At 68.5% G+C, this 20,863-nt stretch carries 15 protein-coding genes; 8 read left to right on the top strand and 7 right to left on the bottom strand.

The window, feature by feature from the left end; translation table 11 throughout:
* Positions 1–18: 18 nt before the first annotated feature.
* Both ACWGE0_RS28005 and ACWGE0_RS28000 read left to right on the top strand, forming a co-directional pair.
* Positions 19–510, top strand: a complete 492-nt coding sequence (locus ACWGE0_RS28005; RefSeq protein WP_452263870.1) for an NADPH-dependent FMN reductase — start codon at positions 19–21, stop codon at positions 508–510.
* Positions 507–974 (top strand): flavin reductase family protein, encoded by a 468-nt coding sequence (locus tag ACWGE0_RS28000; RefSeq protein ID WP_452263869.1) that lies wholly within the window; start codon positions 507–509, stop codon positions 972–974. The genes ACWGE0_RS28005 and ACWGE0_RS28000 overlap by 4 nt, the downstream gene beginning before the upstream one ends.
* On the opposite strand, the gene ACWGE0_RS27995 is transcribed toward ACWGE0_RS28000, so the two are convergent.
* Positions 963–2,657 carry an FAD/NAD(P)-binding protein gene (locus tag ACWGE0_RS27995; RefSeq protein ID WP_452263868.1) on the bottom strand — a complete coding sequence of 565 codons (1,695 nt, stop codon included), beginning with the start codon at positions 2,655–2,657 and terminating at the stop codon, positions 963–965. The genes ACWGE0_RS28000 and ACWGE0_RS27995 overlap by 12 nt on opposite strands.
* A 204-nt stretch (positions 2,658–2,861) precedes the next feature.
* Here ACWGE0_RS27995 and ACWGE0_RS27990 point away from each other — a divergent pair, with 204 nt between their 5' ends.
* The 5 genes from ACWGE0_RS27990 (at position 2,862) to ACWGE0_RS27970 (ending at position 9,028) form a co-directional block, all read left to right on the top strand.
* Positions 2,862–3,962, top strand: a complete 1,101-nt coding sequence (locus ACWGE0_RS27990) for an LLM class flavin-dependent oxidoreductase (protein ID WP_452263867.1) — start codon at positions 2,862–2,864, stop codon at positions 3,960–3,962.
* A complete protein-coding gene (locus ACWGE0_RS27985) occupies positions 3,959–4,426 on the top strand; it encodes a GNAT family N-acetyltransferase (protein WP_452263866.1) in 468 nt (155 codons plus the stop codon). The genes ACWGE0_RS27990 and ACWGE0_RS27985 overlap by 4 nt, the downstream gene beginning before the upstream one ends.
* A 245-nt stretch (positions 4,427–4,671) precedes the next feature.
* On the top strand, positions 4,672–6,705 hold the full coding sequence (locus ACWGE0_RS27980) for a putative bifunctional diguanylate cyclase/phosphodiesterase (protein WP_452263865.1): 2,034 nt from the start codon (positions 4,672–4,674) through the stop codon (positions 6,703–6,705).
* 66 nt (positions 6,706–6,771) lie between these two features.
* Complete coding sequence (locus tag ACWGE0_RS27975; protein WP_452263864.1) at positions 6,772–7,602, top strand: S1C family serine protease; 831 nt, start codon at positions 6,772–6,774, stop codon at positions 7,600–7,602.
* Between the two features lie 97 nt (positions 7,603–7,699).
* A complete protein-coding gene (locus ACWGE0_RS27970) occupies positions 7,700–9,028 on the top strand; it encodes a M20/M25/M40 family metallo-hydrolase (RefSeq protein ID WP_452263863.1) in 1,329 nt (442 codons plus the stop codon).
* A 37-nt stretch (positions 9,029–9,065) separates the two neighbouring features.
* On the opposite strand, the gene ACWGE0_RS27965 is transcribed toward ACWGE0_RS27970, so the two are convergent.
* Both ACWGE0_RS27965 and ACWGE0_RS27960 read right to left on the bottom strand, forming a co-directional pair.
* Positions 9,066–10,298 (bottom strand): class I SAM-dependent methyltransferase, encoded by a 1,233-nt coding sequence (locus ACWGE0_RS27965; RefSeq protein ID WP_452263862.1) that lies wholly within the window; start codon positions 10,296–10,298, stop codon positions 9,066–9,068.
* The gene (locus ACWGE0_RS27960) at positions 10,299–11,648 is read right to left on the bottom strand and encodes an FAD-binding oxidoreductase (protein WP_452263943.1); all 1,350 of its coding nucleotides are present in this window, start codon (positions 11,646–11,648) and stop codon (positions 10,299–10,301) included. It abuts the gene before it with no gap.
* A gap of 70 nt (positions 11,649–11,718) precedes the next feature.
* On the opposite strand from ACWGE0_RS27960, the gene ACWGE0_RS27955 reads away from it, so the two are divergent.
* A complete protein-coding gene (locus tag ACWGE0_RS27955; RefSeq protein WP_452263861.1) occupies positions 11,719–13,254 on the top strand; it encodes an acyl-CoA dehydrogenase family protein in 1,536 nt (511 codons plus the stop codon).
* Here ACWGE0_RS27955 and ACWGE0_RS27950 read toward each other — a convergent pair.
* The 4 genes from ACWGE0_RS27950 to ACWGE0_RS27935 all read right to left on the bottom strand — a co-directional run bounded on the left by ACWGE0_RS27950 (position 13,251) and on the right by ACWGE0_RS27935 (position 20,766).
* Positions 13,251–15,971: a hypothetical protein gene (locus ACWGE0_RS27950; RefSeq protein ID WP_452263860.1), complete on the bottom strand. Its 2,721-nt coding sequence runs from the start codon at positions 15,969–15,971 to the stop codon at positions 13,251–13,253. The two genes, ACWGE0_RS27955 and ACWGE0_RS27950, sit on opposite strands and share 4 nt — an antisense overlap.
* Positions 15,972–16,103: 132 nt before the next feature.
* Positions 16,104–17,255 carry an acyl-CoA dehydrogenase family protein gene (locus ACWGE0_RS27945; protein ID WP_319966262.1) on the bottom strand — a complete coding sequence of 384 codons (1,152 nt, stop codon included), beginning with the start codon at positions 17,253–17,255 and terminating at the stop codon, positions 16,104–16,106.
* A 5-nt stretch (positions 17,256–17,260) separates the two neighbouring features.
* Positions 17,261–19,174 (bottom strand): acetyl/propionyl/methylcrotonyl-CoA carboxylase subunit alpha, encoded by a 1,914-nt coding sequence (locus ACWGE0_RS27940; RefSeq protein ID WP_452263859.1) that lies wholly within the window; start codon positions 19,172–19,174, stop codon positions 17,261–17,263.
* Between the two features lie 2 nt (positions 19,175–19,176).
* Positions 19,177–20,766 (bottom strand): carboxyl transferase domain-containing protein, encoded by a 1,590-nt coding sequence (locus ACWGE0_RS27935; protein ID WP_452263858.1) that lies wholly within the window; start codon positions 20,764–20,766, stop codon positions 19,177–19,179.
* Positions 20,767–20,863: the final 97 nt, after the last annotated feature.

The raw sequence follows: 20,863 nt of genomic DNA, 5'->3' as shown, positions 1-20,863 counted from the left end.
TGCGGCTGTGCTGGAGGCATGACGCAGATCGGTGTTCTGGTCGGCAATCCGCGGCCCGCCTCGCGCACTCTGCAGGCGGCCCTGGCACTGCGCGAGGCGCTCGCCTCGACGCTGGGCGTGCCCGTCGACGGGCCGGTGGTCGACGCGGCCACGCTCGCCCCCGCCGTGTTCACGGAGCCGGACACGATCAAGGCCGCGCTGACCGCGCTCGGGCAGGCCGACGTGCTGGTGGTGGCCACTCCGACGTACAAGGCCGCGTACACCGGGCTGCTGAAGGCCGTGCTGGACCAGGCGCCGCCGGCGTGGCTGCGGGGCAAGATCGTCGTCCCGCTCCAGATCGCCGCGTCGGACCGGCACGCGCTGGCCGTCGAGGTGCATCTACGGCCCGTCCTGACCGAACTGGGTGCGCTGGTGCCGCAGGCGTTGTTCCTGAACGAGGCTTCGCTGCCCGCGCACGTCACGGACTTCGCGCTCGATTCGGACGTGCTGAAGGCGTTGGTGCAGCGATGAAGGAGCAGCTGCGGAACGCGTTGAGGCACCACGCCCAGGCCGTCACGATCGTGACGGCGCACGGCGCGGACGGACCGGTCGGCACTACGGTCAGCTCGTTCACCTCGGCGTCCTTCGAACCACCGCTCGTCGTCGTGTGGATCGGAGAGGGCGCCTCGGTGTGGCCGGTGCTGCGAAAGGCGCCGCTGTTCGCCGTGCACCTGCTGGACGCCGGGCAGACCGCGCTCGCGGACCTGTTCGCGACGAAGGGCGTCGACCGGTTCGGCCCCGGCACACGGTGGCAGGCGGACGACGACGGCGTGCCGTGGCTGCTGGACGCGCCGGTTCGGTTGCGGTGCAGGACTTCCCGGCGAATCGTGGTCGGCGATCACGTGGCGCTGGTCGGCGAACCGCTGGACATCACGCACACCGACATCGCCGCGCCCCTGGTGCGGCACCAGGGGCGCTACACCTCAGTCGCCTAGGGCTTTCAGCAACTCCCGGGCGATGACGTCGTTCTGCCGGAACGCCGGGGCGTTCGTGTTCGGTCGCGCGAACGCCGCAAACGCCTTGCCGGTCGTGTAAGGCCCCACGGCGAACCGAACCGGGTCGGCCTCTCCGCGTTCGTTGACGAGGCGGCCCTCCGGAGTCACCCGCACCAGCCCCGCGTCGTCCTCGGAGACGTCGCCGACCGCGCGCAGCGACTGCAACACCGGGTCCGCCGTGCGGGACAGCGAGTGCGAGGGCAGGCGAGCCTCGATCAGGCCGTTGGCGCGCACCACGTCCGGCGTCGTCGGGCTGCCGGCCAGGAACGCGCCGTCGACTGCCTCCACCCACATGTCGGCGCCGACGAACCGCACGATTCCCGCGCGGGACAACGCCAGCAGCTCCTCCAGCCGGTCCGGCGGCGGCCCGGAGGCCAGGTAGCTGAAGTAGCCGTGCCACCAGCCGTCGTGCGGCATCACCTGTGCCATCTGGCCGTAGACCGACAGCAAGGCCAGGAACGCCCCCAGATCGGCGCTGTGGCGTGGATCCGAGCGCCGGGCCACGTCGGCCTCGACGTAGGCCCGCAGGTGCTCCTGGAACTCCTCGGCCGACGCGAAGGTCAGGCCGGTCAGCGGGCGGTCCAGCAGTTCGAAGTCGATGTGGTCGGCCGGGTCAGGAATCGCGAGAGCCTCCAGCGCACGCATCTCGGAGCTGTACCAGGGCAGTGCGGTGAAAGCGGTCGCGAACTCCACGAACAGCATCCGCACCAGGCCGGGATGCCCGGTGAAGAGCTCGTGGTAGTAGCCCCACGCGATCTCCTTGGCCATCAACGGCCACACATCGGCACGAAACTCCAAAGAGCGGCCCTTCAACGCATCCGCGGTGAAGAAGTGCGGCAACGACGGACGTGTTCCCTGCAGCCGGTAGCCGGTCTTCGAGTGGTACGGCACACCGCGTCGCGAGCCCACGAACAGTCGTGGTTCCAAACCTGAAGGCACATAACGCAACTCGCCGTCCGAGCGCACGTACCGCCCGCCACGGCCCTCGGTCAGCAGCACCATCAGGTCGATGAACGCGAGCCCGAACCCGCGCAGCACCACGTCCCCCGCGACGTCCGACAGGTCCGCGTCGGCCGAGTACAGCGGCGGCACGTAGACCAGGCCGTGCTCCACGGCGTGTTCGGCCAGCTTGCGGTGTTCGGGCTCGGGTTCCGCGTCGAGGTGACCGAGAGTCAGCACGAGGACGTCGGCCCGCAGCGACTCCCCGCTGTCCAGCCACACCCAGTTGCCGACGACCTTCAAGGCGCGGGCTTCATGCACGGACACCGAGATGTTCGGTGGCAGAGATTCCTTGACGTGGTCGAAGAACCAGGCGAGGTACTTGCTCTGCACCTGACGTGCCGGGAACGACGTCGGGTCGATGTCGGTCCACTCCGCGAGCGACGGACCAGGACGAACAGGGCCGAGACCGTCGAACGAGGAGTCGGTGAAGACCGTCACGTCCTCGGCCATGGAGTTCATGCGCAGCAACGGTGACTGCGCGTGCCGCCACACCCGGCCCGCGCCGGGCGGGTACGGGTCGACGACGTGCACGGCCAGCTCCAGCGACGGTGACTGGGCGGCGATGCGTTCGAGCAGGCCGGCGGCACGAGGGCCACCGCCGATCACGACGAGTGAGCGCATGCGCGTCTTTCCGTTGATGGGCAACGAGAAACGAGCCGCGCCCCTCAACGCGAACACCACCACGGTACCCCGCGTGTGCAAGCAAATCCCGCTCTGTGGACGTCGTTGCGACGGCCGGGCAACAGGTGTGCACTCGAAAGGCGTCTCCCTCAACGCACCCCATCACCACCAGCCCCGATCACTACCAACTCTGGGGAATCGGTCATGCCAGTTGAGTTTCTCGGGATCGCCGCCACGAACGACGGGTCGGAGACGACACCGCGCTCGTCCAGCGGAGCGTTCGACAAGGACTACACGCTCAGGCTCGCTCGGGCGCACGAAGAGCACGGGTGGGACCGCGTGCTGTTCGCGTACGGATCGGGCGCGCCGGAGCCGTCGGCGGCCGCGGCCTACCTCGTCAGCAAGCTCGACAAGCTGCAGATCCTGTTGGCGCACCGGCCGAACGTCTCGTACCCGACGTTCGCCGCCAAGACGTTCGCGACGCTCGACCAGATCAGCGACGGCCGGCTGACGGTGCACTTCATCACCGGCGGCACGGATCACGAACAGCAGCGCGAGGGCGACTACCTGTCCAAGGACCAGCGCTACAGCCGCACCCGCGAATACATCCAGATCGTCAAGAAGGCCTGGCTGAGCAGGGAAGCCTTCGACCACGACGGCGAGCACTACCACTTCGCGGACTTCGTGAGCGATGTGTTTCCCGTGCAGCAACCGCGCCCGAACGTGTCGTTCGGCGGCTCCTCCCCCGCGGCGTACGCGGCTGGGGGCGCGGAAGCGGACATCTTCTGCCTCTGGGGCGAACCGCTCGCGGAAACGGCCCAGCAGATCGAGTCGGTCAAGCAGGCGGCGAAGGAGGCCGGCCGCACGGACGTGCCGCGGATCCAGGTCGCGTTCCGGCCGATCATCGCGCCGACCGAGGAACTGGCCTGGGAGAAGGCACACCGGACGGTGGACCGGATCGAGGCGCGGAAAGCGAACGGGCCGCTGAGCCGCAGGCATTCGCTGACGAATCCGGAGAACACCGGCTCCCAACGACTTCTGGCCGTCGCCGACCGCGGCGAACGATTTGATCGTGCATTGTGGACTCCGACCGCGAGGGCAACAGGCGGGGCAGGCAACTCCAACGCGTTGGTCGGCACGCCGGAGACCGTCGCGCAGGCGCTGCTGGACTACTACGACCTGGGCGTGGACATCCTGTCCGCACGCGGTTACGACCTGCTGGACGACGCGATCGACTTCGGCAGGTACGTGATTCCGCTGGTGCGCGAGGAGGTCGCGAAGCGGGACCGGGCCAAGGCCGCATGACCACGCTCGAAGTGCGCCGCGTCCGGCAGTCCGATCCGGACGCGGCACCGTTGGTGGCCGAACTGACCTACGAGTACACGTCTCGCTACGGACCTCTTGGCGCACAGGAGATGCAGCGGGCCGCAGACGTCTTCGAACCGCCGCACGGGCAGTTCCTGCTGCTGATGGAGGCCGGTGAGGCGATCGCGGGCGGGGCGTTCATGCGCCACGACGAGGAGACCGCCGAACTGAAGCGGATCTGGACGCATTCGCAGCACCGCAGACGCGGGCTGGCGCGCCGGGTCGTGGAGGAACTGGAGAAGGAGGCGCAAGCGTTTGGATATCGCCGCGTCTACCTGACCACCGGACCGCGCCAACCCGAGGCGAAAGCGCTCTACCTGGCGACCGGGTACACGCCGTTGTTCGACGTTGACGCAGACCCTGCGACAATTGGCCCGCTCGCGTTCGACAAGGTGATTCATTAGTTCAAACGAGTGAATTCGTGGTCGAATCGACGATTCCCAGCCGGGAATCGGGGTTCGGTTGGACACGTACCCCGTGATCAGTAAGCTTGCTCGTTGGACCCACACCCGGTGGTGGTATCGCGCGGGGCTGTCACCCGTTCGACCGAATCTGGCGGAAGTGGGTTGCCAGGCGTATCGATTGGCGTCCGACGATCGATCAGCAGATCACCCCGGTCCCCACGAATGGCCACCTGAGCTGAATGAGCATGGTCGAGAGCCTTGAGCCCGCCGTTCGCTGGGCGGCGGCGATCTCCAACACCCTTCTCGCGAACTTGACGCGCGAGAAGCTCGAGCAACTGCTGGGCGGGTACGTCGAGCAGTTGCTCACCGGTGGCGTGGACGAAGCTCGGCGGGTCGGCCGGTCCATGGTCGAGCACGACTTCATCTCCTCGGCGACGCTGGAGCAGACGCTCACCTACCTCGGTGACCACGCGCCGGTCACGCCGGCGCAGCTGGCCGCGCTCGCCGCCGGGTACGCCGAGGGGCTGCGCGACCGCACGCTCGACCAGCAGGAGATCAGCCGCACGGCCGCGATCAACTCGATGCGCCGGGCCGAGAGCGCGGTCAGGGCGAGCGAGGCGAAATTCCGGGCGATCTTCCAGAGCGCCGCGTTCGGGATCGTCGTGAGCGGCCTGACCGGCGACATCATCGACGTCAACGACTCGATGCTGGCGATGCTCGACTACCGGCGCGAGGACCTGCGCACGATGAGCGGCCGCGACCTGGTGCACCCGGACGACCGGGCAGGGCTGCGGGAGCTGGCCAAGCAGCTGATCGCGTCCGGGCACGACAACGTCCGGGTCGAGAAGCGGATGATCCGCAGCGACGGCGAGACGCTCCAGACACACATGGCGATCTCGTTGGTGCGCGAGCACGATGACTCACCGCCGTACTTCGTCACGATGATCGAGAACATGAACGAGATGCGCGCGCTCCAGACGCAACTCGTGCGGCAGAGCCTCAACGACATGCAGACCGGCCTGCCCAACCGCGCGCAGTTCCTCGGCTGGCTCGAAGGCGCCGTCGGTTCGAAGGGCCCGGAGGCGCTCGCGCTCGTGCAGGTCGACATCGACGGGTTCCGCGGTGTGAACGACGCGTTCGGGCACGAGGCCGGCAACCGGGTGCTGATGCACGTCGCGACGCACCTGCGGGCGGTGTTCACCGAGCACGTCGGCAAGGTCGCGCGGATCGGCGAGGACGAGTTCGGCGTCCTGATCAAGGACCCGCGCGACGTGCGGGGCGTGATCGCGCTGGTCGAGGACTTCGCCGCACGGCTGGAGGAGCCGATCTGGATCCGCGCCCACGGCATCGGCGTGACGACCAGCGTCGGCATCGTGGCGCGGGCGGCCCGCGGCGGTAACGCCGAGGACCTGCTGCGCGCCGCGGACGCCACGGTCGGCTGGGCCAAGCGCGACGGCAAGGCGCAGTGGGCGTTGTACGACCGGGAGCGCGATCTCCGCGACAAGGAGAGATACGCGCTGGCCGCGTCGATCCCCGGTGCGCTGGAGGAGGGCCAGTTCCGGGTCGACTACCTGCCCGTCCGCTCGCTGGCGGACGGTTCGGTGCTCGCCCTCGAAGCGAAGATCGTCTGGAACCACCCCGAGCACGGCGTGCTGTGCCCGGACAGGTTCATGGGGCAGACCTCCGACAACGGCATGATCGTCCGTCTCGTGCGCTGGGCGCTCGGGGAGGCGTGCGCGCAGGCGAGCGAGTGGCACGCGACGCTGGGCTCGCGGATGCCAGTGCTGTCGATCGACCTGCCGCCGCGGCTGTGCCAGGAACCCGAACTCGTCGCCGAGGTCGCCCGCGTGCTCGACCGCACCGGCCTCCCCGCTTCCTCGCTGCGCTTCGAGCTGCACGAGCACCTGCCGGCGTTGCTGACCGACGAGCAGCTGGAAGAGCTGACGATCCTCGCCGAACGTGGCATCGGCCTCGTGCTGGACCAGATGAACGGCGGCAACGTCGGCGTGGACCGGCTGCGGCTGCTCCCGTTGAGCGGCGTGAAGTTCACCGGCACCGTCGTGCACGGCCTGGACGCCGGCGCGAACAGGGTGGAGGAGAGCGCCTCGGTGGCGTTGCTGAAGTGGGCGTCGATCCTGCGACTGCCGCTCTACGCCGAGGACGTGCGGACCTCCGCGGAGGCCGCGCGACTGGCTTCGCTGGGCGTCACCGGCGGGCAGGGCCCGCACTTCGGGCCACCGCTGCGGGCCTCAGAGGTTTCCTCGCTGCTTCTCAGCTAGTTCTTATCAGGGTTTTCCAGGGTTTCGGCACAGGTGGCTCACATGATGGGGGTCCATCGTGGAGTCATGACCGAGCAGAGCTTCCCCGCGATGAGCGGGTCACTGGTGGAACCGCAGCCCGCCGTCGTCGCCCCGAAGTTCTGGCGCCGAACGGCCCCGATGCTGACGGCCGCGGCACTCGTCGCGGGCTTGTTCGGCGGCGTCACCGGAGCGGTGATCGCCTCGCCGGACTCCACCCCCACCTCCACGTCCGTCTCCGCGCAGACGATCTCCAACACGTCCACTCTGGACTGGAGCGCCGTCGCTTCTGACGTGCTGCCCTCCGTGGTGCAGGTGAACGTCGGCAACGGCCTCGGCTCCGGTGTGATCCTCTCCGCGGACGGCAAGATCCTCACCAACAACCACGTCGTGGCGGCCGCCGGCGGCCAGATCACCGTGAAGTTCAACGACGGCCGCGAACTGCCGGCCACCGTCGTCAACACGGACCCGGCCTCGGACCTGGCCGTGCTGCAGGTCTCGGGAGCGTCCGGCCTGACGCCGATCAAGTGGGCCGACTCGGGTTCGGTGAAGGTCGGCGACGCCGTCATGGCCATCGGTTCGCCGTCCGGCCTGCAGGGCACCGTGACCACCGGCATCGTCTCCGCGCTGGACCGCAAGGTGACCGTGCCGGGCGAGACCCGCCGCGCTTCTTCCGTTTCGTACCAGGCGATCCAGACCGACGCGTCGATCAACCCCGGCAACTCCGGCGGGGCGCTGGTGAACGCGGCCGGTGAGCTGATCGGGATCAACTCGGCGATCTACTCGCCGGCGTCGAGCAGCGGTGAGGCCGGGAGCGTGGGAATCGGGTTCGCGATCCCGTCCAACACGGCCAAGCAGATCGTGGACAAGCTGAGCTAGTGGTGTGGCCCGGAACGTTGCCGGCTCGCACAACCAGGTCTTGTGCGGGTCGGCCGATCAGGTCTAGACCGGGGTGATGCCCAGTCGACGACAGTTCATGACCGCGGCGGCTCTGAGCCCTGCGGTCGCGGCCGTTACCCCTGCCAACGCGTCCCCGTCTGCTTGGCCCACCGGACCAGGGCGTCCGACCACTCCTCAACAGCCCGACCGCGAGCTCCGGCGCATCCTGACCGAGATCGACCAGCGCCGGATCGAAGCGACCGTGCGCAAGCTGGTGTCGTTCGGCACCCGCCACACGCTGTCCAGCCAGACCGACCCGGTACGCGGCATCGGGGCGGCGCGGGACTGGATCTTCCACGAACTGCAGTCCTACCCCGGCGAGCTGCAGGTCGAGCTGCAGTCGTTCGTGCAGCCACCGACCCCGCCGCGGGTTCCGGTGGCGACGACCATCACCAACGTCCTCGCGACCCTGAAGGGCTCGAAGGACCCGTCGCGCATCTACGTGGTGTCCGGGCACTACGACTCGCGGGCGTCCGATCCGAACGACGCCGTCAGCGACGCACCGGGTGCCGACGACGACGCGTCCGGGGTCGCGGCGGTCATGGAGATCGCGCGGGTGATCGCCACGCGGGACGTGGACGCGACGATCATCTTCGCCGCGGTCGCCGGTGAGGAGCAGGGCCTGTTCGGCGCGGCGCACCTGGCGTCGACGCTGACCGGGGTGCAGGGGATGTTCACCAACGACATCGTCGGCGCTGCCCCGGCCGAGGCGTCGAGGGTCGTCCGGTTGTTCGCGGAGGGCGTGCCCACCTCGGAGACCCCGGCGCAGGCTGCGATCCGGCGCTCGGTCGGCGGCGAGAACGACTCGCCGTCACGGCAGCTGGCCCGGTTCGTCACGGACCTCGCGGGCACCGGCATGACCGTCGAGGTGATCTACCGGCGTGACCGGTACCTGCGCGGTGGCGACCACATCCCGTTCCTGGAGCGCGGTTTCCCGGCCGCGCGGTTCACCGAGCCGCACGAGGACTACGCGCACCAGCACCAGAACGTCCGGGTGGAGAACGGTGTGCAGTACGGCGACCTGCCCGAGTTCTGCGACTTCGGCTACATGACCCGCGTCGCGCGGGTGAACGCCGCCGTCCTGTGGTCGCTCGCCACCGCCCCCGGCACCCCGCGCAACGTCCGCATCAGGACCAATCGGCTCACGAACGAGACGGACCTGGTGTGGGACGTCGATCCCGCGGCGGGCGGGTACGAGGTGGTGTGGCGGCCCACCGACGCGGCGGACTGGACGCACCGGGTTCCACTCGGGGCGGTCGGGGCGCACACCGTGGACCTGTCCAAGGACAACGTGTTCTTCGGGGTGCGGGCGGTCGGGGTGAACGGGCGGCGCAGCCCGGTCGCGTTCCCCGTACCTGCACCGTGAGTGCGAGGCGGGCGGCGAGGAAGCCGCCCGCCACCCTTCAGGACAGCCAGTCCGGCCTCAACGGCATGTGCGAGGTCGTCCCGTCCAGCTTCACCCCGAGCACCTGGTGCAGCTGGATGTTGTTGCGGTCGAACCCGAGCCGCGACGCCGCCAGGTACAACCGCCACACCCGAGCCCTGGCCTCCCCGACGTCCTCCACGGCCTCGTCCCAGTGCGCGTCCAGGTTGCGGCTCCAGGCGGCGAGCGTCAGCGAGTAGTGCTCGCGGATGTTCTCCTCGTGCCGCACCTCGAACCCGGTGTCGTGCATCAACGACACGAGATGTCCTGGCCCGACCAGCTCACCGTCCGGGAACACGTACCGGTCGATGAACGGCCCGGACAACGCCCGCTGCTTGTTGTCCGGCCGGGTGATGCAGTGGTTGAGCAGGCGGCCGCCGGGCTTGAGCTTGCCGTACAGCGCGGCGAAGTAGCCGGGCAGCTTGGCCTTGCCGATGTGCTCGGTCAGGCCGATGGACGACACCGCGTCGAAGCCCGTCTCGCGGACGTCGCGGTAGTCGAGGTGGCGGACCTCGGCCAGGTCGGACAGGCCGGCCTCGACGATCGCCTTCTGCGCCCACTCGGCCTGGTTGCGGGACAGCGTGACGCCGATCGCGCGCACGCCGTACTCGCGGGCCGCGTGCATGACCATGCCGCCCCAGCCGCAGCCCACGTCCAGCAGTTTCATGCCGGACTTCAGGCCCAGTTTGCGGGCCACCAGATCGTGCTTGGCGAACTGGGCTTCCTCCAAAGTGGAATCCACAGACGGATACACCGCGCAGGTGTAGGCCATCGACGGCCCGAGGATCCACTCGTAGAACTGGTTCGAGACGTCGTAGTGGTGCGCGATGGCCTGCTGGTCGCGGGCCTTGGAGTGACGCAGGCCGCGCAGGCGGGCCTCCTGCGGCGGCGGGGCCACCTTGTGCGACAACCGGATTCTGCCCAGGAAGCGCAGCAGCTCCACGCGTTGCAGCCACGGGAGTTCCCGCAGCGAGAACTCGGAGAGCTGGGAGAGGCCGGCGTGCACGTCGCCGAGGATCTCCAGGTGCCCTGTCACGTAGGCACGGGCGAGGCCGAGCTCACCTGGCGCGGAAGCCAGGTAGGACAAGGCTTCCGGGGTTCGGACATCGATGGAAACCGGGGCACTCGAAGGTCCCGCGGTACTGCCGTCGTAGGCCTGGAAGCGAACGTCGCTGCCACCTGTGATGCGCTGAAAAATGGAGGCCAACCGCATTCATCGTCCCCTGACACACTTGGCGTACAGATCAGGCAGGCGGTTCGTCTGGTCGTACCGGCTCTTCACGGACCGGTAGTGCGAACCGTTGTAGTGCCGCCAGAACTCTTCCTCCTCGTAGTAGGAGTCCGAGTACAGCGACTTGTGGCCGCCCAGCTGCGCCACCTCGCGCTCGATCAGCCGGTTGCGGTCACCCATCTTCTCTCCCGGCCGCACCGGGACCTCCGACCAGAACCCGACGTTGACGTACAACGTGTCCGCGTCCATCGGGTAGAGCGGCCATCCCGTGTTGTCCCGCAACCTCACAGGACACAGCCAGACCGGCGTGATGCCGATCTCGCGGTCGAAGAAGTCGAGGAACTCGGCCAGCGCCGACACCGGGATCTCCACGTCCTGGATGACCGGCTCGACGTCCGTGCGCGGCCTCAGCTGCCGGTGCTTCGCGACGAGCTTCCGGTACACGTCCGAACGCAGATACCGCTTGGGCCACAACCTGCGCACCACCGGGTTCTGCGCACCGAACGCCCGCGAGCACCAGAACCAGTCGGTGTCCCAACGCCACAGGTAGTCCTGGATCGTCAGGTGGTCCGTGCGTCGCTTTTGGATGGACCGGTAGTAGATCTGGTTGCCGGTGTAGTCCGACGTGTAGGGCGCGATGTCGGCATAGTGCCCCAACGTCAGGTACATCTCGCCGCGGGAGAACACCGTGCCGTCGACGAAGTCCGCGGAACCGTCCGCGCAGACCTCCTCGATGAGCGCGGCGCACTCGGCGAACGATCCGAACGGCACGTGCCGCAGCCGCACGTACTGACGCACCGGCTCCAGCTCGATCTCGAGCCGCAGCGCGTAGCCCAGGGTCCCGTAGGAGTTGGGGAACGCGCGGAACAGGTCGTCGTCCGGCTTGGCGATCACGACCTCGCCGTCGCCGGTGAGGATCTCCAGCTCCCGCACCGACTCGTGCGGCAGTCCGTTGCGGAAGGACGTCGACTCGATGCCGAGGCCGGCTACCGCGCCGCCGATCGTGATGGTCTTGAGCTGCGGCACGACCAACGGCATGAGGCCGTGGGGCAGTGTCGCGGCGACGAGGTTCTCGTAGGTGGTCATGCCCTGCACCTGCGCGGTGCGTCCGACCGGGTCCACCGACAGCACCCGGTCGAACCTTCCTACCTCCAGCCCGCCCGACTGATCGGCGCGAAACCGGAAGAGGTTCGACGTCTTCTTCGCGAGCCGCACCGGCGCACCTTCGCGCATCGCGGCGTACTGCGCGGTCAGCGCAGCCACGGCCGAGCTGTGCCCATGGTCACTCACCAGAACGACGTTATTCCGCGTCAGCGCCGTTGTCGCGCCCAAAAGCCCGAATGGGCCAGCGATCATCGACGAACCCTGCCGAAAGTTACTACTCGGTAGTAGCGTGCGAGGCATGGCTACGCACGAGGTGACCAACCAGGTTCCGCCGCTGAGCGGTCACGACGTCGCCGACGACCCCGCGCTGCTCAGCTGGCTGGACACCCCCGACCTGCACGAACTCGGCAGGCTCGCGGGCAGCGAGGAGTGGCAGGAGCAGGGCAGGCTCGCGAACGCCTACCCGCCGGTGCTGCGCACGCACGACCGGTACGGGAACCGGATCGACGAGGTCGAGTTCCACCCGGCCTGGCACGAGCTGACCGAAGTCGCCATTTCGAACGGCCTGCACGCGTACGTGGATGACCACCATGTGGAACGTGCCGCGAAGTTCTACGTGTGGTCGCAGGTCGAGGCCGGTCACGGATGTCCGATTTCGATGACTTATGCGGCTGTGCCTGCTTTGCGCGTCGCGCCGGAGTTGGCCGCACTCTACGAACCCCTGCTGACGGCCCGGAATTACGACTTCGGCCTCAGGGCGCCGCTCACCAAGAGCGGCCTGATCGCCGGCATGTCGATGACCGAGAAGCAGGGCGGGTCGGACGTCCGGGCGAACACGACGGTCGCCAAGCCGGTCGAGGACGGGTATGTCCTCACCGGGCACAAGTGGTTCACCTCGGCGCCGATGTCCGATGTGTTCCTCACGCTCGCGCAGGCGCCTGGCGGGCTGACGTGCTTCCTGGTGCCGCGGGTGCTGCCGGACGGCACGCGCAACCGGTTCTTCCTGCAGCGGCTGAAGGACAAGCTGGGCAACAAGTCCAACGCGTCCGCCGAGATCGAGTACGACGAGGCGTTCGCGCACCGGGTCGGCGACGAGGGCCGGGGCGTGCGCACGATCATCGAGATGGTCAACACGACTCGGCTCGACTGCGTTCTCGGGTCGGCGGCGGGCATGCGCGCCGGACTGAGGCAGGCGGCGCACCACGCGGCGCACCGCAAGGCGTTCGGGAAGTACCTGATCGACCAGCCGGCCATGCGCAACGTGCTGGCGGACCTCGCGATCGAGTCAGAGGCGGCCACGACCGCCGCGATGTGGCTGGCGGAGCACCGGCCCCGGCTCGGGCTCGCCGTCACCAAGTACTGGGTGTGCAAGCGCGGGCCGGTGCACGCCGCCGAGGCGTTGGAGTGCCTGGGCGGCAACGGGTACATCGAGGACAGCGGGATGCCGCGGCTGTTCCGCGAGTCGCCGCTGATGTCGATCTGGGAGGGCTCCGGCAACGTCGCCGCGCTCGACGTCCTGCGCGCGATGAAGAAGGAACCCGAGTCGGTGCAGGAGTTCCTGGCCACCGTCACCGGTGTCGACGCGCGGATCGACAACGCGCTCAAGGACCTGGGCACCGCGCTGTCCGATGTGGACGAGTCGCAGGCACGCCGGGTCGTCGAGAAGATGGCGCTGATCCTGCAGGGTGCCCTGCTGGTCAGGCACGGGCACCCCGCGGTGGCGGACGCTTTCCTCGGCTCACGGCTGGGCGGGGACTGGGGAGTCGCGTTCGGCACGCTCCCCAAGTCCACCGACTTCAGCGCGATCATCGACCGCGCTGTTCCCAAGCTCTAAGCGGGGCAACCGTTGCCTTGGCGCGGTGAATCCGGCCCGTAGAGGTCACCGGTCAGGAACACGCACTCGGGCTGCTGCTCGAAGTCGTAGATGTCGGCGAGCTCGAGGATCGTGAAGTTCCTCGTCTCACCGACCCGCGACACCTTGAAGTTCGTGCGTCCGGTGGCGCCGAAGAACTCCAGTTCGCGCAGCTCCCCGCCGATCGCCCCGCGGTGCGGGGTGTACCCGGCCAGGCGGGCCTGGGCGTTGCGCACGGCGTCGAGGAAGAGCCCTGCCGCGTCGTAGGCGACCGCCATGTGCTCGCCTGGCCACGGCTTGGCCGGCTTGTCCTCCCGCGGCAGCGCGGAGTCCTGGACCTCCTTGGCCAGCTTGCTGTAGCCGGCGCAGAAGGCGTCCAGGGGCAGACCGCCGCGCACCTTGTCGTCCGGCTTGCCGTCGACGCAGGACTTGCCCGCGAGCACGACGAGTCCGGCCATGCTCACGTAGGACACGCGCATGCCGGCCAGCGAGTCGCGCTTGCGGCTCGCCTCCTGCGCGATGAACCGGATGATCGCGTCGTCCGCGAGGATGCGCGGCAGGCGTGCCTTGTCGTAGCAGTTCCTGCCGACCGCCTGCAGGAACTCGCCGAAGTGCTCCTCACGGCCGGCGAAGAACACGAGCTCGCTGGAGTGGTTCTCGACGCACTGCGACGGCACCTCCTGCGGACCGTTGGCCCACTCGCGTGCCTCGAACGGCACGCCCGTCCTGGCCAGCTCCTGCCCCAGGACGGCGACCAGGTTGTCGAGGTAGACGTCCTCCTGCCCCAGCTTCGGGTGGTGGATCGTCACCTTGGTCGCGCGGACGTGCTGCGCGTACTGCCGGACGAGGTCCGCCTGCCGGACGTTGCCGGGGATCAGCTGGAAGTACATCGTCGAGAGCTTCGGCAGCGACGCCTCGGTGAGCGTGGTGCCGATGGTCGGCACCCCGAGCGAACCGAGCGAGGTGATGACCTTCCTGGTCTGCTCGACGCTGCGGTCGAGCCCGATCACCCCGATGATGCTCGGATCCTTTTCCAGCAACGGGGTCAGCATCTCCGTCAGCACGTCGTGCGCGCGGTCCATCTTCGCGCCGCCGTTCGCGACCACGATGCGCAGCAACGGGCCTGAGCTCGACCTGTCGTTCTGCTGCCGCTGCTTGAGCAGCATCCCCTCCAGTTCCTCCGCCCTGGAGTGGTCGGCGTCGGGGTTGCTGTCCCGGTGGGTGAGGCTCGAGAAGTAGAGCAACGAGACGAGCGGGCGGTCGTCGTTCGAGTCGCGCAACCGTTCGGCCTCCTCGTTCTGCGCGAAGACCGCCTGCTGCGTCCACCGGAGCCGTTCGTTCGAACCGAACACCTGGCTGTCGTTGTCGCTGTAGCCCACGCATTCGGCGTGCCCGTCGACATCCATCAGCCGCGTCGACACCCCCGGCGAGACCGCTGAGCCGACTATCGAGCAGTTCGCGTCGATGTGGTTCTGCACGGCCACGAACCCCGGCAACAACAACACCGCGGCCACCGCCGCGATGATCGTCTCCAGTCGCCGCGGCCGCGCCAGCCACTTCACCGGGGCCGCCGTGAACGCGGGCGTGCCCTTCCACTTCTTCCTGTCCGGACTCGGGAACGGCAGCCTGATCATCAGGTAGCGCGCGTCCGGCGCGAGCATCTGACGCTTGCGCGGGAGCTCCTCCCGCCACGTCGCCAGCGCCTCCGCGGTCTCCTCCGGCGCGACCGGCGTGGTCCCGAGCCGCTCCGACAACGCGGGCTGCACCGAGCTCGCCGCGATCACCAGCAACGGGTCGGCCTCACCCGTCTCGTTGCGGACGTCGTTGATCAGCTCCAGCAGCTCCCAGCCGCCGTTGTCCTTCGTCACGCCGTCGAGCAGCACGGGGATGTAGGCGGTGCGGCGGAACCCGGCCCTGCGCGGCAGGAACCGGCGGCGGCGCCGGTAGGAGATCCGCAGGTCCTCCAGGAACGCGTGCACGAGCAGCAGCTTGATCTGCTCCTCGTTCTCGGACTCGCGCCTGCCCAGCGTCAGCCGCTCGGCGAACCCGAGGAACTCGATGGAGTGGTTGGGCAGCGCGAAGTTCTGCCCGCGCATGAACCACTTCGACTCGCGCGCCAGCCCTGGCACCCGCTTGCCGAGCCATCGGAAGCCGGCCTTGCTGCCGACCCACGCGACCAGCCCGAGCCCCAGCCTCGTCACGAGGTTCGGGATGAACGCGTCGACGGCCCGGTTCAGCGCCTCGCCGTTCTCCGCGGTCTTGCCGGTCCACTGCCGCAGCAGCTCGATCACGCTCGCCCGGTCGTCCCGCCCCGGCTTGCGCGGCAGCCGCTTGCTCGTGAGCCAGTCGACGAGCCGGTAGTGGTCGAACCGCGTCAGCCGCTCACTGCCGACGTGGACCTCCGCCAGCTGATAGGCCAGCACGTCCAACAACGGCAGCAGCGGCTGAGTCTCCCGCGCTTCCTTCGGCCATCTTTTGTCAACTTCGGCACCGACGGCGGACACGTCGACATAGGCGTGCGGTATTGCCGGACGTCCCTCGTCGAGCTTGTGTTCCAGCGGGTGCAGGAATGGCGTCGGGCTGGCTTCGCTCTCCAGGTAGAGCAACGGAAGTGGCTGGTCACCGACCACTTCCTCGGTCTTGCTCCGGTAGAAGAACCCGGGCCGGTCGCAAAGACCGTGAATGACCTCGAGGAGCACTCGTAAACCCGGAAAGACCGGTTCTGGCCGACTACCTGTCATCTGCACCCTCACACTCGTGCGGAAGGCAAACGACGGTAGTCGGACAGGACGAATCAGACCGGCGGTTTGGGATTATTTAGATGGAACGGACTACAGACCGAGCTCCCTGGCGATCAGCATCTTCTGGACCTCGGAGGTGCCCTCGCCGATCTCCAGGATCTTGGCGTCGCGGTAGAAGCGGCCGACCGGGTACTCGTTCATGAAGCCGTAGCCGCCGAAGATCTGCGTGGCGTCGCGCGCGTTGTCCATCGCCGCCTCGGACGACACGAGCTTCGCGATGGCCGCCTGCTTCTTGAACGGCTCGCCGCGCAGCATCCGGGACGCGGCCTCGTAGTAGGCCAGCCGCGCGGTGTGCACGCGGGCCTCCATCTCGGCGATCTTGAACTGGATCGCCTGGTACGTACCGATCTTCGCGCCGAACGTCTCCCGCTCGTGCGCGTACCGGACCGACTCGTCGACGCAGCCCTGGGCCAGGCCGACGGACAACGCGGCGATGGCGACGCGGCCCTCGTCCAGCGTCCGCAGGAACTGGGCGAAACCGCGGCCGCGGGTGCCGAGCAGGTTCGCGGCGGGCACCCGGCAGTCCTGGAACGACAGCTCGCGGGTGTCCGAGGCGGACCAGCCGACCTTGGAGTACTTCTTCGACACCGTGAAGCCCGGCGTGCCGGACGGGACGATGATCGACGAGATCTCCTTGCGGCCGTCCGGCAGCGTGCCGGTGACCGCGGCGACCGTCACCAGGCCGGTGATGTCCGTGCCGGAGTTCGTGATGAACGCCTTGGTGCCGTTGATGACCCACTCGTCACCGTCGAGGCGCGCGGTGGTCGCCAAAGCGCCCGCATCGGAGCCGGAGCCGGGCTCGGTGAGACCGAACGCGCCGAGCTTCTCGCCGGACGTGAGCGAAGGCAGCCACTCAGCCTTCTGCTCGTCGGTGCCGTACCGGTAGATCGGCATGGCGCCCAGCGACGTGGCCGCCTCCACCGTGATCGCGACGGACGAGTCGACGCGCGCGAGCTCCTCCAGCGTGATGCACAGCGCGAAGTAGTCGCCGCCCATGCCGCCGTGCTCCTCCGGGAACGGCAGGCCGAGCAGGCCCATCTGCCCCATCTTCGCGACGATCGGGTACGGGAACTCGCAGCGCTCGTAGTAGTCGCCGATGACCGGCGCCACCTCGTCGCGCGCGAACTCCTCAACGGTTTTCCGCAGGTCCTCGTACTCGCTCGGGAGCCTGAAGTCCAACATTGCTGTCACTCCTCGTGAGAGACGACGAGGGCCAGCACCTGGTCGAGTCTGACCTGCTGGCCTGCCTGAACGTTCACTTCGGCGAGCACGCCGTCGACCGGTGCGGTCACGGTGTGCTCCATCTTCATGGCCTCGACCACGAACAACGCTTGACCGGCGGTCACTTCCTCGCCCTGCTGGGCGCGGACCACCAGAACTGTTCCGGGCATCGGCGACTTCACCGGGCCACCGGAGGCGGCGGCACCTTCGGCGGCGCCGACCAGGAACTCGGCCTCGACCAACGCCCAGGAGGCGCCGTCGTGGCCCAGCCACAGCACGTCGCCGTCCCGTGCGGTCGCATACCGGCGCGAGCCGACGAGCAGGTCGCTGCCTTCCCTGCGCACGCGGGCCTTGACCGGTTCTCCAGCGCCCACAACGACTTCGTCCCCGCGCACGCGCACGTCGACGTCGTTGATCCGCCAGGTCGTCCAGGCGTGCTCACCGACGCGCCAGCCGGACAGCTGGTCCCACGGGTCGTCGCCGCGCGGGTCCAGCGACCGTTCCAGACCGGCCGCGACGTACACCTCGTCCGGGATCTCGGCCGAGGTCAGCGAGTCCAGCTTCCGTTCGACCAGACCGGTGTCCAGCGCGCCGGACCGCACGTCCTCGTCGCGCAGAAGTGCGCGCAGGAACGGGATGTTCGTCGTGACGCCGAGCAACACCATCTGCCCGAGCGCGTGATCGAGGCGCCGCAACGCTTCCTCGCGGGTGCGGCCGTGCGCGATCACCTTGGCGAGCATCGGGTCGTAGTCCGATCCGACGACAAGTCCTTCGTACAGCCCGGAATCGACGCGGACCGACGTGGGCTCGCTGAGCGCCAGCACCCGGCCACCGGTCGGCAGGAAGCCGCGCGCCGGGTCCTCGGCGTAGACGCGTGCTTCGACCGAGTGGCCCTGGAGTGAGACGTCGAGGTCCAGCGCCTCGCCGGACGCCACGCGGAGCTGCCACTCGACCAGGTCGACGCCCGTGACCATCTCGGTCACCGGGTGCTCGACCTGCAGCCGGGTGTTCATCTCCATGAAGAAGTAGTCGCCAGAGGTACCGTCCACGATGAACTCGACGGTTCCCGCACCGACGTAACCGACGGACTTCGCCGCGTCGACCGCCGCGGAACCCATCGCCTCACGCATTTCCGGCGTGAGGAACGGCGACGGTGCTTCCTCGATGATCTTCTGATGCCGCCGCTGAAGACTGCACTCGCGCTCACCGAGGTGGATGACGTTGCCGTGGGAGTCGCCGAGCACCTGGATCTCGATGTGCCGCGGGTTCGTGATGAACCGCTCGATCAGCAGCGTGTCGTCACCGAACGACCCGCGCGCCTCCCGCCGTGCCGACTCGATCGCCTCGCGCAGCGCCGATTCCTCGTGCACCAGCCGCATGCCCTTGCCGCCGCCACCAGCGGAAGGCTTGAGTAGCACCGGAAAACCGATCTCCAGGGCCGCGTCGACGATCTCGTCGTCCGACATGTTCTCGCGCGTGCGGCCCGGCACCACCGGCACGCCCGCCGCCGACACGGTCAGCTTCGCGCGGATCTTGTCGCCCATCGCGTCGATCGCCGACGCGGGCGGTCCGACGAACACGATCCCTGCCTCGGAGCAGGCAGCCGCGAACGCCGTGTTCTCGGCGAGGAAGCCGTAGCCGGGGTGGATCGCCTGCGCACCAGTGGAAACAGCGGCTTGCACGATCTTCTCGACGGAGAGGTAGCTCTCCCTGGCCGCGGCGGGCCCGATCCGCACGGCCTCGTCGGCCATCCGGACGTGCAACGCATCGGCGTCCGCGTCGGAGTACACGGCGACGGAACGAATCCCGAGCGACCGCAACGCGCGGATCACCCTGACCGCGATCTCGCCGCGGTTCGCCACCAGAACGCTGTCGAACATGATCACATCCGGAAGACGCCGTAGGAAACATCGTCGATGGGGGCGTTCGCCGCGCTGGACAAGGCAAGTCCCAGCACCGTGCGGGTGTCACGCGGGTCGATCACGCCGTCGTCCCACAGCCGCGCGGTCGAGTAGTACGGGTTGCCCTGGTCCTCGTACTGCTGGCGGATCGGCGCCTTGAACGCCTCCTCGTCCTCCGCGGACCACTCGTCACCGAGCTGGTCGCGGCGAACCGTCGCCAGCACCGAAGCCGCCTGCTCGCCGCCCATCACGGAGATCCGCGCGTTCGGCCACATCCACAGGAACCGCGGCGAGTACGCCCGGCCGCACATCGAGTAGTTGCCGGCGCCGAAGCTGCCACCGATGATCACGGTGAACTTCGGGACGCGGGCACACGCCACCGCGGTCACCATCTTGGCGCCGTGCTTGGCGATGCCGCCCGCCTCGTACTCGCGGCCGACCATGAACCCGGTGATGTTCTGCAGGAACACCAGCGGGATGGATCGCTTGTCGCACAACTGGATGAAGTGCGCGCCCTTCACCGCCGACTCGCCGAACAGGATGCCGTTGTTGGCGACGATCCCGACCGGGTGGCCGTGAATGCGCGCGAAACCCGTGACGAGCGTCTGCCCGTACTCCTTCTTGAACTCCTGGAACTTCGAGCCGTCCACGACCCGCGCGATCACCTCGCGCACGTCGTAGGGCGTCCGGGAATCCGTCGGCACCACGCCGTACAGGTCGCTCTGTTCCGCAGGAGCCTCGACGGGCGCGACGTCCCACGGCCGTTGCACGCGCGGGCCGAGCGTCGAGATGATCGAGCGGACCATCCTCAACGCGTGCGCGTCGTTCTCCGCCAGGTGGTCGGTGACGCCGGACGTGCGCGAGTGCAGGTCGCCGCCGCCGAGGTCCTCAGCGCTGACGACCTCACCGGTCGCGGCCTTCACCAGCGGCGGACCACCGAGGAAGATCGTGCCCTGGTTCCTGACGATGATCGCCTCGTCGCTCATCGCCGGCACGTACGCGCCACCGGCGGTGCACGACCCGAGGACGGCAGCGATCTGCGGAATGCCCTTCGCGGACATCGTGGCCTGGTTGAAGAAGATCCGGCCGAAGTGCTCGCGGTCCGGGAACACGTCGTCCTGCTTCGGCAGGAACGCGCCGCCGCTGTCGACCAGGTAGATGCACGGCAAGTTGTTCTGCAGCGCCACTTCCTGCGCGCGCAGGTGCTTCTTGACCGTGATCGGGTAGTAGGTGCCGCCCTTGACCGTGGCGTCGTTCGCGACGATCACGCACTCACGGCCGGACACCCGCCCAACGCCGGTGATGATGCCCGCGGCCGGTGCGTCGTCGCCGTACATGCCGTTCGCGGCCAGCGGCGACAGCTCCAGGAACGGCGAGCCGGGGTCGACCAGCGTGTCCACGCGCTCCCGCGGCAGCAACTTGCCGCGGTCGACGTGCCGCTGACGTGCCTTCTCAGGACCGCCCAGAGCGGCGGTGGCGAGCTTGCCGCGCAGCTCGTCGACGAGCGCGGTGTGCTCCTTGGCGTAGCGGTCCGATGGCTCGGCGGCGCTGCGCAGGACCGGTGCGTCCATGCTCCCCAGACCTCAGGTTAGCGGGCGTTAACTTCCTCATGTTAGCGCCCGCTAACCTAGCGGTCCACCGGAACAGGTGGAGAGTGACCAGAAGCCA

The organism is Lentzea sp. NPDC054927 (assembly GCF_053610285.1).
This window is presented reverse-complemented; position numbering and strand designations above follow the sequence as displayed.

Excerpts from the sequence above, each read along its gene's own strand:
- ACWGE0_RS28005 (WP_452263870.1), top strand. The coding sequence starts at position 19 with ATGACGCAGATCGGTGTTCTGGTCGGCAATCCGCGGCCCGCCTCGCGC.
- ACWGE0_RS28000 (WP_452263869.1), top strand. The coding sequence starts at position 507 with ATGAAGGAGCAGCTGCGGAACGCGTTGAGGCACCACGCCCAGGCCGTC.
- ACWGE0_RS27995 (WP_452263868.1), bottom strand. The coding sequence starts at position 2,657 with ATGCGCTCACTCGTCGTGATCGGCGGTGGCCCTCGTGCCGCCGGCCTG.
- ACWGE0_RS27990 (WP_452263867.1), top strand. The coding sequence starts at position 2,862 with ATGCCAGTTGAGTTTCTCGGGATCGCCGCCACGAACGACGGGTCGGAG.
- ACWGE0_RS27985 (WP_452263866.1), top strand. The coding sequence starts at position 3,959 with ATGACCACGCTCGAAGTGCGCCGCGTCCGGCAGTCCGATCCGGACGCG.
- ACWGE0_RS27980 (WP_452263865.1), top strand. The coding sequence starts at position 4,672 with ATGGTCGAGAGCCTTGAGCCCGCCGTTCGCTGGGCGGCGGCGATCTCC.
- ACWGE0_RS27975 (WP_452263864.1), top strand. The coding sequence starts at position 6,772 with ATGACCGAGCAGAGCTTCCCCGCGATGAGCGGGTCACTGGTGGAACCG.
- ACWGE0_RS27970 (WP_452263863.1), top strand. The coding sequence starts at position 7,700 with ATGACCGCGGCGGCTCTGAGCCCTGCGGTCGCGGCCGTTACCCCTGCC.
- ACWGE0_RS27965 (WP_452263862.1), bottom strand. The coding sequence starts at position 10,298 with ATGCGGTTGGCCTCCATTTTTCAGCGCATCACAGGTGGCAGCGACGTT.
- ACWGE0_RS27955 (WP_452263861.1), top strand. The coding sequence starts at position 11,719 with ATGGCTACGCACGAGGTGACCAACCAGGTTCCGCCGCTGAGCGGTCAC.
- ACWGE0_RS27945 (WP_319966262.1), bottom strand. The coding sequence starts at position 17,255 with ATGTTGGACTTCAGGCTCCCGAGCGAGTACGAGGACCTGCGGAAAACC.
- ACWGE0_RS27940 (WP_452263859.1), bottom strand. The coding sequence starts at position 19,174 with ATGTTCGACAGCGTTCTGGTGGCGAACCGCGGCGAGATCGCGGTCAGG.
- ACWGE0_RS27935 (WP_452263858.1), bottom strand. The coding sequence starts at position 20,766 with ATGGACGCACCGGTCCTGCGCAGCGCCGCCGAGCCATCGGACCGCTAC.